General features: G+C 67.0%; 14 protein-coding genes. 2 read left to right on the top strand and 12 right to left on the bottom strand.

The genetic code is table 11. The features are described from left to right. Positions 1-51 precede the first annotated feature (51 nt). The 12 genes from VSX60_RS18785 to VSX60_RS18730 form a co-directional block, all read right to left on the bottom strand. Positions 52-693: a cysteine hydrolase family protein gene (locus tag VSX60_RS18785; RefSeq protein WP_327625798.1), complete on the bottom strand. Its 642-nt coding sequence runs from the start codon at positions 691-693 to the stop codon at positions 52-54. Positions 694-724: 31 nt separating this feature from the next. Then, positions 725-2,098 (bottom strand): amidase, encoded by a 1,374-nt coding sequence (locus tag VSX60_RS18780; RefSeq protein ID WP_327625797.1) that lies wholly within the window; start codon positions 2,096-2,098, stop codon positions 725-727. Continuing rightward, a complete protein-coding gene (locus VSX60_RS18775) occupies positions 2,095-2,880 on the bottom strand; it encodes an RraA family protein (RefSeq protein ID WP_327625796.1) in 786 nt (261 codons plus the stop codon). Before VSX60_RS18775 ends, VSX60_RS18780 begins: the two co-directional genes overlap by 4 nt. An 81-nt stretch (positions 2,881-2,961) precedes the next feature. Next, positions 2,962-3,702, bottom strand: a complete 741-nt coding sequence (locus tag VSX60_RS18770; protein WP_327625795.1) for an SDR family NAD(P)-dependent oxidoreductase — start codon at positions 3,700-3,702, stop codon at positions 2,962-2,964. A 37-nt stretch (positions 3,703-3,739) separates the two neighbouring features. Continuing rightward, complete coding sequence (locus tag VSX60_RS18765) at positions 3,740-5,056, bottom strand: glutamine synthetase family protein (protein WP_327625794.1); 1,317 nt, start codon at positions 5,054-5,056, stop codon at positions 3,740-3,742. A 48-nt stretch (positions 5,057-5,104) separates the two neighbouring features. Then, positions 5,105-5,995, bottom strand: a complete 891-nt coding sequence (locus VSX60_RS18760; protein WP_327625793.1) for a MurR/RpiR family transcriptional regulator — start codon at positions 5,993-5,995, stop codon at positions 5,105-5,107. Continuing rightward, positions 5,992-6,783, bottom strand: coding sequence for an N-formylglutamate amidohydrolase (locus tag VSX60_RS18755; RefSeq protein WP_327625792.1), 792 nt, complete (start codon positions 6,781-6,783; stop codon positions 5,992-5,994). Before VSX60_RS18755 ends, VSX60_RS18760 begins: the two co-directional genes overlap by 4 nt. A 76-nt stretch (positions 6,784-6,859) precedes the next feature. Continuing rightward, positions 6,860-8,023, bottom strand: coding sequence for an ABC transporter substrate-binding protein (locus tag VSX60_RS18750; protein ID WP_327625790.1), 1,164 nt, complete (start codon positions 8,021-8,023; stop codon positions 6,860-6,862). A gap of 14 nt (positions 8,024-8,037) precedes the next feature. Further along, positions 8,038-9,069 (bottom strand): branched-chain amino acid ABC transporter permease, encoded by a 1,032-nt coding sequence (locus tag VSX60_RS18745; RefSeq protein ID WP_327625789.1) that lies wholly within the window; start codon positions 9,067-9,069, stop codon positions 8,038-8,040. Beyond that, positions 9,066-9,962: a branched-chain amino acid ABC transporter permease gene (locus VSX60_RS18740; protein ID WP_327625788.1), complete on the bottom strand. Its 897-nt coding sequence runs from the start codon at positions 9,960-9,962 to the stop codon at positions 9,066-9,068. The genes VSX60_RS18745 and VSX60_RS18740 overlap by 4 nt, the downstream gene beginning before the upstream one ends. Next, positions 9,962-10,687, bottom strand: coding sequence for an ABC transporter ATP-binding protein (locus VSX60_RS18735; RefSeq protein ID WP_327625787.1), 726 nt, complete (start codon positions 10,685-10,687; stop codon positions 9,962-9,964). Before VSX60_RS18735 ends, VSX60_RS18740 begins: the two co-directional genes overlap by 1 nt. Next, positions 10,674-11,474, bottom strand: a complete 801-nt coding sequence (locus tag VSX60_RS18730; protein ID WP_327625786.1) for an ABC transporter ATP-binding protein — start codon at positions 11,472-11,474, stop codon at positions 10,674-10,676. The genes VSX60_RS18735 and VSX60_RS18730 overlap by 14 nt, the downstream gene beginning before the upstream one ends. 174 nt (positions 11,475-11,648) lie before the next feature. On the opposite strand from VSX60_RS18730, the gene VSX60_RS18725 reads away from it, so the two are divergent. Both VSX60_RS18725 and VSX60_RS18720 read left to right on the top strand, forming a co-directional pair. Continuing rightward, positions 11,649-12,293 carry an isochorismatase family cysteine hydrolase gene (locus VSX60_RS18725; protein WP_327625785.1) on the top strand — a complete coding sequence of 215 codons (645 nt, stop codon included), beginning with the start codon at positions 11,649-11,651 and terminating at the stop codon, positions 12,291-12,293. After that, positions 12,293-13,219: an NAD-dependent epimerase/dehydratase family protein gene (locus tag VSX60_RS18720; protein WP_327625783.1), complete on the top strand. Its 927-nt coding sequence runs from the start codon at positions 12,293-12,295 to the stop codon at positions 13,217-13,219. The genes VSX60_RS18725 and VSX60_RS18720 overlap by 1 nt, the downstream gene beginning before the upstream one ends. The last annotated feature ends 117 nt before the right edge of the window (positions 13,220-13,336 follow it).

The following is a 13,336-nucleotide window of genomic DNA, read 5'->3' as shown; positions in this document are numbered from 1 at the left end:
ATGTCCCGTGAGTACCGACAATCCTACATGTTGAACACATTCGCGCCTGTCTCACTCCCCGGCGGATGAAGATCGCGTCGTGAGCCCCATCATGTCTTGGGTGGTCAACGTCCGGCAATAGCCTGTGAAAGCGGCAAGTGCGTTGACGTGCCGCTCCTTGGAATGGGTGGCGCAGGCATCCGAGATGCATATGGGAAAGAAGCCGCGGTCGGCGGCATCCCGCACCGTGTGGTCCACGCATTGATCGGTGAGGAAGCCGGTGATCACCAGTGTATCGATGCCGATATTGCGCAGGAGATACTCTATATTGGTCGAGTTGAAGACGCCGGAGGAGGTCTTCGGCAGGACGATCTCGTCGTCGCCGGGCGCGAGGGCGTCGAGCACCTTGGCTTCCCACGAACCCTTGCCGATGAAGAATTTCGACAGCTTGTAGTCGAGGCTGCGGTCGCGCCCGTCCCGGGTCATGTTCTCCATCACCGTATACATGACCTCGGCGCCGACCTCCCGGAACGACGCGACGAGGCGCTGGAGATTGGGCATGACGGTCTGGCGCACGGTCGCGTCGAAGCCCGGCAGCGACTCCGCGACCTTGTCGTTCCAGACGTAGTTCTGCGTGTCGATCAGAAGCAGGCAGGTTCGCTTCGGATCGAATGGGCGGTTGCGGCTGAGGGCGGCATCTTCGGGGCGTTGCATGGACGGACCTTTGGGCACACGGGGTGGGGAATCAGGCGACGTGTGTCGGCGGCTCCCAGATGCCTCTCGCTGCGAACAGGCGCTCGAATGCTCGCCCGAGTGCGAGTAGCCGGGCCTCGCTGTGCGGCGGCCCGATCAACTGCAATCCGACGGGCATGCCAGCGGCATCGGACCCGATCGGCAGGGTCAGGGCGCAGAGGCCGAGAAAGCTGACGACACATGTGTTGCGCAGGGCGAGCATGTTGAGCCGCGCATAGGTCGCGTCGTCGGCCAGATCGGCGATCGGCGGCGGCGTGATCGGCACAGTCGGCGCGACCAGCACGTCGACCTTGGCGAGTGCCTCGATCGCTGCGGCGCCGAGCGCGGCATAGCGTACCTTGCGCTGCAGATACTCCCAGGCCGGCAGTGCGCTGCCGGCTTCCAGGCGGGCGCGCACGCGTGGATCGAGGGTCGGCAGCCATTCCGGCAGGTCGCATGTCAGGAAGCGGAAGAGTTCCGGCGCGACGATGCCGCCCCGGTGATAGAGATCGAAGAGTTCGGCGCAGCCGGGCAGGGCCAACGGGCCGAGCGACGCGCCGGCGGCCTCGAGGGCTCCGATCGCCTCGTCGATCCGTTCAGCGACGCCCGGAGACGTTTCGTCGAAGAAGAAGGATTCGGCGATCCCGACACGGAGATTGGCCAGACTCTCGACATCTGGCACGGTCTCGCCGTCCAGCGCCTCGAAAGCGAAGGCCGCGTCATCGACGCTGCGGGTCAGGATGCCGGGCGTGTCGAGGCTCGGGCTGAGCGGAACGATGCCGTCCAGCGACCAGCGGCCCCAGGTGGTTTTCAGCCCGACCGTGCCTGTAAAGCTCGCCGGGATGCGGACTGAGCCGCCGGTGTCGGTGCCGAAAGCGAGCAGCGCAGTGCCCTCGACCAGCGAGGCGCCGGCGCCGCTGCTCGACCCGCCGGGCGCCCGGTGCACCGTTCGGTCGCGCGAGTTCCATGGCACCGGCCAGTGCATGCTGGTGCCGAGGCCGCCAAAGGCGAACTCGACGGTATGGGTCTTGCCGGTGACGACGGCTAACTGCCCGCGCAGTCTCCGTACCATAGGGCCCTCACGACGCCATGCGGCCGGGAGTTCGCGCGGTGAGCCGGCGAAGGTCGGCAGACCGGCAACGCCGTAGAGATCCTTGACTGAGATCGGGATGCCCTGGAGGGCGCCGAGGTGGATGCCGGCGGAAAAGGCCGCGTCGGCCGCCTCGGCTTGCCGCCGGGCATAAGCCGGCGCCCAGCTTTTATAGGCATTGAGCGAGGGTTCGTGTCTGACCTGCGTCGCTTCGCAGAGCGCAACTGGCCGCAGCGACCCGTCCGCCAGCTGCCGGCTGATTTCGCGAAGGCTCTGTCCGTCGACAGGCCCGCTCATGCGCCCGGCCTCTTCGCGTCTCGCGTCTGGCCGCCCGGCAGGGCGGGCGCGCCGAGCGCCCGCCGCACCGCTGCCTGATCGGGCATCTCGTCGGTGGCGGCGAAGCGTTGGAGAAACGGCTCCAGGGCGGCCGGCAAGGGGAAAACCTCGGCAAGCGCGAAGCCGGTGACAAGAAGATGTCGCGAAAACCGCTCTTTTACCGAGGCCGCGTCGTGGCGCTCGATGACGAGGTCGACCAGAGCCCGCGGCAGAACCAGGATGCCGTCGCCATCGGCGAGGATCCAGTCCTCCGGCAGGACGGTTACGTCGCCAAGGCGGACCGGGCATCGGCTGGCCACCGGGATGAGCGTCGCATGGGCGGCCATAGGGGCGAGGCCGCGAGCGAACACCGGAAGCCCGGCCTCGTCCAGGCCGGCGAGATCACGCGCCGCGCCGTCGACCACCGCACCGGCAGCACCTTGCGCCTTGGCGCGCGTTGCCAGCATGTCGCCGAGCAGCGCGCCCTGTTCCGATCCACCAGCGGCAAGGACCAGCACGTCGCCCGGTTCCAGCGCGTCGATCTCGGTGAAATGCAGCGGCGGCGCCTTGCGCAGCCGCAATTCCGGACGGCCCGGCAGGAAGGCGATGGTGCGGACCGGGCCAGCGAAGGCCGTTGTGCCGGACGTCATCGGGCGGAAGCCGGTGGCGCTGCGTTCGAACACGTCGCAATCCTTCAGGAGATCGGCGGCGAGCGTCGTCGGAATGCGCTGCAGTCTTTCGGCGATGGCTCTGCAATCGGTCATGCACGGTCCTGGAGGTGTTTGTCGGCCAAGCTGGCACGGGTTGCGGGGCGGTAGGGGCGGTAGGGGCGGCGGCGACGGCGGCTAGACCATGATGTCGCCGCCGTTCGGGTGGAACGTCGCGCCGACATAGAAGGCCGCGTCTTCGCAGGCGAGGAGAAGGGCGGTGGGCGCCACCTCCGCCACCAGCCCCTGGCGGCCGATCACCAGCTCGGACTGCTTCTTCGCCGCCCATTCCGGCGGCAGCTTCATGTCGGTGTCGAGCGGGCCGGGGCAAATCGTGTTGACGGCGATGCCGTCACGGGTGACCTCATAGGCGAGGGACCGCGAGAAACCGAGGATGCCGGCCTTCGCGGCGGCGTAATGGGTCATACCCTCGGCGCCCTTGTAGGCGATCTGCGAGGAGATGTTGACGATCCGACCGTAGCCCTTCGCGCGCATCGCGGGCAGCGCCGCGCGGGTACACAGGAAGACGCTCTTCAGATCGATGCGCAGCATCTCGTCGAAGGTCGCCGTCGTCATGTCCGCCAGCAGCGACACGGTGACGATGCCGGCATTGTTGACCAGGATGTCTGCTGCGCCCAACTCTCCGGCGATGGTGGCGAAGGCCTGCTCGACCGACGGTTCGTCGCCAACATCGGCCTCGACCGCGAGGCTGCGCCGTCCCGTCGCGCGGATTGCGGCGGCGACGGCGCGGGCCCCCTCGCCATTGCGGTCGACGATCGCGACATCGGCGCCCTCGCGCGCATAGAGTTCGGCGATGCCGCGTCCGAGCCCGGTCGCCGCGCCGGTGACGACGGCGATCCTGCCATCCAGTTTGCCCAAGCCTGTCGCTCCTCTCATCGTGCCTGACGCAACGTCATCAGTAGACCTCGGCGTAGCGCCGGCAGATTTCCTCGGGCGTCCAGTCCCGCGCGATCGCAAATTCAGCCGTCTTGTTGGCGAGATAGGCGTCCAGCAGCGGCTTCGGCAGGAAACCTTGCACGGTGGCATCTGCAGCGAGGGCGGCTATTGCCGCGTCTACTGACGAAGGCAGGCGGGCGATGCTGCGAGCCTCGCGCACGGCAAGCGACATCGCTTCTGGGTCCTCGCCGACGGTCGGCTCAGGCATGGCGAGGTCCTCGTCGAGGCCCGCGAGACCGGCGCGAATGATCACGGCGAGGGCGAGATAGGGGTTGGCCGTCGCGTCGGCGGCCCGGAACTCGAAATTGAACTGCCGCGCGGTGGCTTCCTCCGACTGGCCGAAGATCGGGCATATCCGGATGCCGGCCTCGCGGTCGCGCACGCCGATATTCGACCAGATCCCGGTCCAGGCATGCGGCACGAGCCTTAGATACGAGACCGGGGACGGGGCGGTGAAGGCGAGCAAAGCCGGCATGTGCCGGACGATGCCGGCTAGGAAGCTGCCGGCCCGGGCACTGACGCCGTGCGGCCCGGAGGGGTCGTGGCTGACCGGATTACCTGCCTCGTCCCACAGGCTGAAATGGATGTGCACGCCGCTGCCGAGGCCGTCCGGGGACAGGCGCGGCGAGAAACTGACGCTGGAATCGAGGCGCCAGGCGGTGGCCCGCGCCATCTCCTTCAGCGTGACGGCCGCGTCGCAGGCGGCGAGCGGCTCGAGCGGCGGCACGGTCACCTCGAACTGACCGGCGGCGAATTCCGGCAGATAGCTGTCCACCGGGACGCCGGCAGTAGTGAGCGCGGCGAGGAAGGTCTCGCCGAACGCGCCGTGCCGCCGGACGGCGTCGAGGGCATAATTGTCGGCGGTCCGGGCATGCGCCCCGGCATAGATGAATTCGTGCTCGAAAGTGGTGCGCAGGGTCAGACCGGTCCGGGCCTTGAGCGCGGCGACCGCCTCCTTCAGCAGCCTGCGCGGGCAGCAGTCCCAAGGGGTACCGTCGGTGTCGTGGACGTCGCAAAGGAAGAAGCGCTCGGCCGGCGTGCCGTCGCCGAAATCGACCTCGACCCTGGTGTCGGGGTCGGGCATCAGCGTCAGGTCGCCGAAGGAGCCCCAGGCGGATTCGGCGATCGTGCCGAGGGCAGTGAACATCAGATTTGTCGGAGTCCAGCCAATACCGCCCCGCAGCCGCTTGTCGAGAAGCCGTGAGGGAAAGCCCTTGCCGCGAACCGCGCCAGACAGATCCGTGTAACAGAACATGGTCAGAGGTTCGCGCAGCATGGCCGGGTTCCTTCTGTCTGGCGAGGGAGCGCTGCGATCGTGCACGGGTCAGCCTCCGAAATTATTCGATTTGCGTAGCTTTTCGAGCCCGGCGATCCGGTCCTTGGCCGTCTCGCCGAGCGTCTCGACCACGCCGGCGACCAGTATCTCGACCATCGCCAGCCCGCTGGCGCCGCTGTCGAAGGCGCTGGGAATGCCGACCGGGCAAGCGATGCAGAAATTGGCATAGGCGGCGATCGGCGAATACCAGACGTCGGTGATCAGGACGACGGAGGCCCCCAGCGCCGACGCGCCCTTGGCGAATTCAGCCACGTCCTCCTGGTAGCGCCGGAAGTCGAAGACCACGAGCACGTCTCCGGGCCGCACGTCGAGCAGATAGTCAGCCCATGCGGCATTGGAGTCTCGGATGATGCGGGCGCCGGGCCGCAGCTCCCGCATGTAGTGGTGGAAATAGGAGGCGAGCATCCAGCTGAACCGGCCACCGAGGAAGAAGACGTTGCGCTTGAGGTCGCTGAGCCGGGCGACGATCGTCGCCAGGTCCTCGCGCGAGAGGTTGCGGGCAGCGCCCTCGATATTGCTGCGCAGGGCATCGGAGACCTGCTGCGTCAGGTCGGCCTCGTCGCCGCGCGGCAGCGCCGAATAACGCGTCAGCGGTCCCTGCAGGCGGACATGGATCTCGTTGCGCAGTGCCTCCTGGAAGGTGGCGTAGCTGGTGAAGCCGAGCCGGCCGACGAAGCGCAGGATGGTGGGGCCGCTGGTGCCGGCGCGCTTGGCGAGCCTGGCGACTGTCTCCAGTCCGGCCACGGGATATTCCCCCAGCAGGGCATGGGCGACCCGCCTCTCCGCATCGGTAAAGCTCCGCAGGTCGCGGCGCACCCGCTCCTGGATCGAGATCTCGGGTGCGGCCTCCGCGGAGGATCCGGGGCGATCCGTCGTCATGCGGCGAGCACTCCGGAGGCCGCGACAGCGCGGGGAAACACGTCGGCGAGAAGCGTCGCCCATCGGCGCTGACCGGCCTCGTCGCCGATGAGATCCTGGCGGATCTCGATCTCGACATAGGGCAGGCCTCGGCCCTCCGCGTGCTGGGGAATGGTGTAGTCGGATTCGGCGTTGACGCTGTAGGGCTGGTTGCGGCCGACGCACAGATCGGACTCGTCCTCGAGCAGCGCGATCAGCGGGTCGCCGATGCGCCAGTCCTTGTCGGCAAGGATTCCGATATCCCAGGGGCGCGGCTCCGGTTCACCACCGAAGATCGGCGTGCAGCTGTGCATGGCGAAGAGCACCGTCGGCAGCCCGCGCGCCTCGCGGGCGTCGAGCGTCGCCAGAATCTCGTCATGATAGGGCGCGAGGATTTCACTCTGCCGCGCCGCGATTGCGGCCTCGGACAGGCCGCGATTGCCGGGAACCACGGTGCCGTCGCTCTCGGTCATGATCGACTGGGCCATGCCGGGGCGCCGGTTGCAGTCGATGACGAGGCGCGAATAGGGCTGGAAGACGTAGGCGGCATCGAGCGCGCGCGCCAGTCGTGTGGTCACGCCATAGATGCCGATGTCGTAGGCGATGTGGCGGGCAAGTTGCGTCGCGTCAAGGCCGAGCGTACCGAGGGCTGCGGGAATGGCCACGCCGGCATGGTCGGAGACGAACAGGATCGGCGAGGCGCCGCCCGGGTTCTCCACCCCGACCGGGGCCGGGTCGCCGCTTTGCAGCAGTGTATCGATGATGCTCACGTTCCGGCCTCCTCATCCCGCGGTTGGCGGACCCGAAGCCTCTCGAAAGACTCCGGATCCGCCACTTGCGCTTGCGTCAGTTCTGCGGCGTGACTGTCGTGTCGAAGGTCACTTCGCCGTCGACGACCTTCATGATGGCCACCGGCTTGGAAGGCACGCGGCTGCCCTCGTTGTAGGCGATGGTGCCGGTCACGGCCTCGTAGCCATCGGTGCTGGCGAGCGCCTTGGTCACCTCGGCCGGCTCGGCCGAGCCGGCCCGCTCGATCGCGTCGGCGACGAGGCCCATCGCGTCATAGCCGAGCGCGGCGAAGGCGTTCTCCGGCGCATTGCCGTATTCTGCAGTGTAGGCCTTTCGGAATTCCTCAGCCGGCCCGCTGTCGATGCCGGTATAGGCATGGGTTGTAAAGTAGACGTCGGTGGACAGCTGCGGCCCCGGAACGCTGGTGAGCAGGTCGGTGTCGAAGCCGTCACCAGCGAGGATCGGCGCCTTGATGCCGGCTTCGCGGATTTGCTTGACGATGATCCCGGCGGTGTCGGGACCGGAGGAGGCGAAGACGCCGTCGACGTCGCCGGCCGATTTCAGCCGCGCCACGAGAGCCGAGAAGTCCTGGTCGCTGGTCATGTAGGAATCTTCCAGGGAGATCTCGCCGCCGAGTTCGGTGAACCGCTCCTTGAAGTATTTCGACAGGCCGGTGGTGTAGTCCATGCCGTTGTCGGTCCACATTGCGATGTTGCGCAGGCCGAGTTTGCCATAGGCATATTCGGCCATGGCGTGCGCTTGCACATCGTCGCCAAAGGGCACCAGGAACATCTGGTCGCCGACCATGGCGGGCAGGTCCGGCGAGGTTGCACCTGAGGTCACGAACGGCACGCCGGCCGACTGGAACAGCGGCGCGGCCGCCAGCGCGAAGGTGGTGTCGCTCTGGCCGATGCCGGCCGCGAGATTGGCGATGGATAGCGCGCGCTTGGCGGCAGTGGCGGTTTCGCCGGTGTCGTTCTTGGTATCGATGGCGTTGACGTCGATCATCCGGCCATCGAGCAGACCGCCGGCTTCATTGATCATCTTCGCCTTGAGCTTCACCCCGTTCAGCGATGGGCCGTCCAGCGACGCGAGACCGCCGCTGGAAACGTTGTAGAGGGCGGCGATGGAGATCGGCTCCTGCGCATGGGCCGGCACGGAAGCGGCCGCCGCGATCGCGGCGACGGCAACCGCCGATAGTTTCGATTTCCAGTTCGGCATGGGACTGCTCCTGGCTAGCCGGCTGATCCGGCGGGGGTTTTGGATCGGGAAACGATGCGCCCGAACCACGCGAACAGATTGGGCTCGGCGGTGCCGAACAGCCCGGCGGGGCGATAGATCAGCACCAGCAGTACGGCGAGGGCGACGATGATCTGGCTGGCGCCGAAGATCCCGGCGGCTTCCTCGACGGGGCGCAGGATCTCGGTGAACAGCGTCAGTGCAGCCGCGACGATGGCCGCGCCGGTGATCGAGCCGGTGCCGCCCAGCACCACCATGACGACGAGTTGGAAGGCGAGCAGGAAGGAGAAGGAAGACGGGCTGATCAGGGTCACCAGATGCACCCAGAGGCCGCCGGCTATTCCGGCGAAAAAGGCGCCGAGGGCGAAGGCGAGGACGCGGGTGCGCGCTACCTTCACGCCGAGGCAGGCGGCGGCGAGCTCGTTCTCGCGGATCGCCAGCATGGTGCGGCCGAGGGACGAATGCTTGACCTGCCAGCAGACATAGATCGTCGCCAGCACGAACAGGAACACCCACCAAAGCGTAGTCTCGGCAGGCAATCCGCTGAGGCCAAGGGCGCCGCGGGTGATGCCGCGCAGATTGATCGCGAAGCTCTGGACGATGAAGATCAGCCCGAGCGTGGCGACGGCGAGATAATGACCGCGCAGACGCAGCACCGGAAAGCCGACAATCACCGCTGCTGCGGCTGCGACGAACCCTCCGGCGAGCAGCGCCGGCAGAAACGCCCATTCCTGCGCGACGAGCAATGCCGGGAGATCCGGCAGCATCAATCCCTTGCGGGCCGACGGCATGACCAGGATGGCAGTGACGTAGCCGCCGATGGTCATGAAGGCGGGATGGCCGAGGGAGAACAGGCCAACGAAGCCGTTGGTGATATTGAGGCTCACCGCCAGGATGACGTTGAGCCCGGCGAACTGGATGATCGATAGGATGTACGGGTCGAAATTGGCCCTGGCCGCCCAGACCAGGATTGCGCCGATGGCCGCCATAGCGGCAAAGCGCGGCAGGAAGGTGTCGCGCCCACTCATGCCCGGCCCTCCGTGTTGCGGCCGAGGAAGCCGTTCGGCATCACCAGGAGCACGAGGATCAGCGCTCCGAACACGAAGGCGTTGCGGTAGCCGGAGAATTCCGGCGGCAGCAGCCCGACGAACAGCACCTCCGACAGGCCCAGCACGTAGCCGCCGAGCATCGCGCCGGGGATCGAGCCGACGCCGCCGATCACCGCCGCGACGAAGGCCTTCAGGCCGGGCAGCAGCCCCATCAGCGGGCTGATCTGGCCGTATTTGCTGCCCCACATCAGTCCGGCCGTGGCGGCGAGGGCGCTGCCGATGGCGAAGGCCATGGTGATCATGCGGTCGATATTGATGCCCATCAGCCGCGCGACGTCATAGTTCTCGGCCGTGGCGCGCATGGCGACGCCCACCTTGGTGAAGCGAACGAAGCAGACCAGGGCGATCATCAGCACGATGGCCAGAACGACGATGACGACGTCGATAACCCGGAAGCTGAGCGATCCGAGGGTCAGGAGCTGGCCGAGATAGGCCGGCACCACGAAGGTGCGCGGCTGGGCGCTGATCGTGATGACCGCGAGGTTCTCCAGGATGATCGCAACGGCCAGCGAGGCGATGAAGCCGGTTACCTGCGGGGCGCCGCGCATCGGCCGGAACGCCGCCCGCTCGATGATGACGCCGGCGAGTGCCCCGACTGCAAGGACAATCGCCACCGCGACAGGGAAGGGCGCATGCGCCACGGCAAGGCTCGCCAGAGTGGCGAAGGCGCCGATGGTGAAGATGTCGCCATGGGCGAAATTGATCAGCCGGACGATGCCGTAGATCATCGAGAAACCGATCGCGATCAGCGCGTACATCGAGCCGAGGATCAGGCCGTTGATGAGCTGGGCAAGAATGTAGGAACCGGTCATCAGGCCGCCCCGAGATAGGCGCGTCGGACGTCGGCGTCCTGCGCGAGTTCCCTGCCGGTGCCCGACATAACGAGGGAACCAGCCTCCAGGACATAAGCGCGGTCTGCGATGTCGAGGGCCATGGCGGCGTTCTGCTCGACGAGGAGGACGGTCACGCCCTCGCTGCGGATCCGCTCGAGGATCTCGAAGATCTGTTCGACGAGCTGGGGGGCGAGGCCGAGGGAGGGCTCGTCGAGGAGCAGCAGCTTCGGCTGGCTCATCAGCGCACGGCCGATCACCAGCATCATCTGCTCGCCGCCGGAGAGCCGGTCACCGGGAACGGACCCGCGCGTCTTCAGGATCGGAAACATTGCCTGGATGTCCCGGATTTCTTTCTCGACCGCGGACTTGTCCTTGCGCAGATAGGCGCCGATCCGCAGATTCTCCGTTACCGTGAGATTGGCGAAGACCTGCCGCCCCTCTGGACAGTGGGAGATGCCGGCGGCGACGATCCCATCGGCCTTCATCCGGCCGAGATCCAGCGGCTCGGCGCCCTGTTCCGGCGAAAACAGGATCCGGCCGCTCTCGGGGCGCAGCAGGCCGGAGATGGCCGCCAGCGTGGTGGTCTTGCCGGCGCCGTTGGCACCGATCAGCGCGACGATCTCACCCTTTTCGACGGTGAGGTCGATGCCGCGCAGCGCGTGGGTGCCGCCACGCCGGACGTGGAGATTCTCAAGCCGCAGCATCGGTGCCCTTCCTGCGACGTCCGAGATAGGCCTCGATCACCTTCGGGTTGCTCTGGATCACCTCGGGCGGTCCCGAAGCCAGCACCATGCCCTGGTTGACCACGACGATGTGCCGGCACAGCCCCATCACCATCTTCATGTCGTGCTCGACGAGAAGGGTTGTGATGCCGAGTTCGCCGTGGAGGCGGCGAATGGTCTCGCCGAGGTCGGCCGTCTCTTGCGGATTCATGCCGGCGGTCGGCTCGTCGAGAAGCAGGAGGCTCGGCTCGGTGGCGAGCGCGCGGGCGAATTCGACCTTGCGCTGGTCGCCATAGGGCAGACTGCCGACGATTTCCTCCGCCCGGCGGGCGAGACCAAGCACCTCGAGGGCCGCCATGGCGCGCTCGCGGATCTGGCGCTCGGCCTTCTGCGCCGAGGGCAGGCGAAGGACGGTGGGCACGAAACTCGGTCCGTGGCGCATGTGAACGCCGACCATCACATTGTCGATGACCGGCAGATCGCGGAACAGGCGAATGTTCTGGAAGGTGCGCGCCATGCCGAGCCGTGCATTGCGCTCCGGCGGATTGCCGCCGACCGCCTCGCCGCGAAAGCGGATCGTGCCCGAGCTCGGCTTGAGGACGCCGGTGAGAAGATTGAAGGCTGTGGTCTTGCCCGATCCGTTCGGGCCGATCAGCCCAGCCAGTTCGCCCTCGGCCAGCGAGAAGGTCACGCCGTCGAGCGCTTTCACGCCTCCGAAATTCTTGCGGAGGTCGTCGACCGTCAGGAGGGCTTCGGATGCCGATGGCATTGAGGAAATGTGCCCCGCCAAGTTCGTATGCAGGCCGTCGCGGCCCGATTATCTTCCATTTGTTAGAAGGCTAGCACGCATATTTCATTTGTTACAAGTCGGCTTTTGCACTAAAAAAAGGCTTGCCCGCCGCGAAGGCAAAAGCCTCGGCGGAATGCGACCAGAGGAGTGGGGATGACGATCTACAGTCGAGAAATTCCGTTGGTGCGGGGACAGACGGCGCTGCTGTTCATCGACGTGCAGAACTATACGGCCGACCGGAAGGGCGGCGAGTTCAAGGGCTCCGGCGGTCCGAGCGAAGCCGAGCGGGCCTATTATTTCGACCGGATGGAAAACCTTGCCCTGCCCAACATGCAGCGGCTTCAGGCGGCCTGCCGGACGGCCGGCGTCGAGGTGCTCTACACACTGATCGAGAATCTCACCGTCGACGGGCGCGACCGCAGCCTCGATTACAAGATCTCCGGCATCGACGTGCCGAAGGGGTCGTGGGACGCGAAGATCCCGGACGTGATCGCGCCGGCACCCGACGAGATCGTCCTGCCGAAGACGTCCTCCAGCGTCTTCATCTCCACCAATATCGACTACGTCCTGCGCAATCTTGGCGTGAAGCAGCTGATCCTGTGTGGGGTCGTGTCCGACCAGTGCGTCGAATCGGCGGTTCGCGACGCCTGCGACCTGGGTTATCTGGTGACGCTGGTGCCGGACGCCTGCGCCACCTTCACGCAGGAACGCCAGCAGGCCTCGGTGAAGGCGATCGCCGGCTATTGCCGCCAGCGCAGCACGGACGCGCTGCTTGCCGAACTGACGGCCGACGCCTGATGGAGCGGCGCGACCGCGGCCGGGTGCTGGTCACAGGCGCCGCCGGATTCGTGGGGGCGGCTCTGGTCGAGAAGCTGCGCGCCGACGGCGTCGCCGTCACGGCCTCCGACGTCGCGGAAGCGGGCGCCGCGGGACTTGCGCCGTGCGACCTCACGGATGGCGACGCCGTCGCCGCGCTCGTCGCCGGAAGCGCGCCGGACACGATCATTCATTGCGGCGCCGTGTCCGGTCCGATGGTCATGGCCGACCGTCCGCTGGAGATCTGGCGCATCAATGCCCTGGGCACGGCCCATGTGCTGGACGCGGCCCGGCGGCAGGGTGTCGGCCGCACGATCGTCTGCTCGACCAGCGAGGTCTATGGCAGCCGCAACCAAGGCGTGGTCGACGAGGAAACCCGGCCCGAGCCCGACAGCGTCTATGGGGCGAGCAAGCTTGCGGCCGAGCAGGCGGTGATCGGCTACCGCCGGGAGCACGGCCTCGAGGCAGCCGCGATCCGCCTCTCGTGGATTTACGGGCCAGGCCGCCGGACGCCGACCAAGCTCGAACGCGTCCTGAAGAATGGTCTCTCCGGTCGGCCGACGGTCCTGGACGGGCGGCCGGAGGACGTGACGCACTACCTTTTTCTGGACGATGCCGTGCGCGGCCTCGTCTGCGCCGCCACGGCCCGATCGCCGGAGTGGGCCGTCTACAATGTCACGGCCGGCAAGGGCAGCACTCTTGCAGACACCATCGACGCGATCCGTGCGGTCTTGCCCGATTTGCAGGTGGCGTTCGGAGGGGCCGACGCGGCGAAGGGCGGTCCGGCAGGCTTCGACACCGCTCGTGCGGCCAGCGCGCTCGGCTATCGTCCCCAGACAGATTTCGCCACGGGTATCCGCCGTACCGTCGAGGCACTCCGCCTGTCGTCGGACGCGAACTGGCGGTGAAGTTCGCAGGTGTCCGTCGTCAGAACATTTGGCGCAAAACTGGTCGTCGAATTAAGGAGAGACGGCCTCGTCTGGGGATTGATGTTTAGGCGGCGATCCTGCGGTGCTGCAAGCGCC

The sequence above is a fragment of the Aurantimonas sp. A3-2-R12 genome (assembly GCF_036016755.1).
Classification (GTDB): Bacteria; Pseudomonadota; Alphaproteobacteria; order Rhizobiales; family Rhizobiaceae; genus Aurantimonas; species Aurantimonas coralicida_A.
The sequence above is the reverse complement of the archived record's forward strand: the minus strand, read 5'-3'. Positions and strand labels throughout refer to the sequence as shown.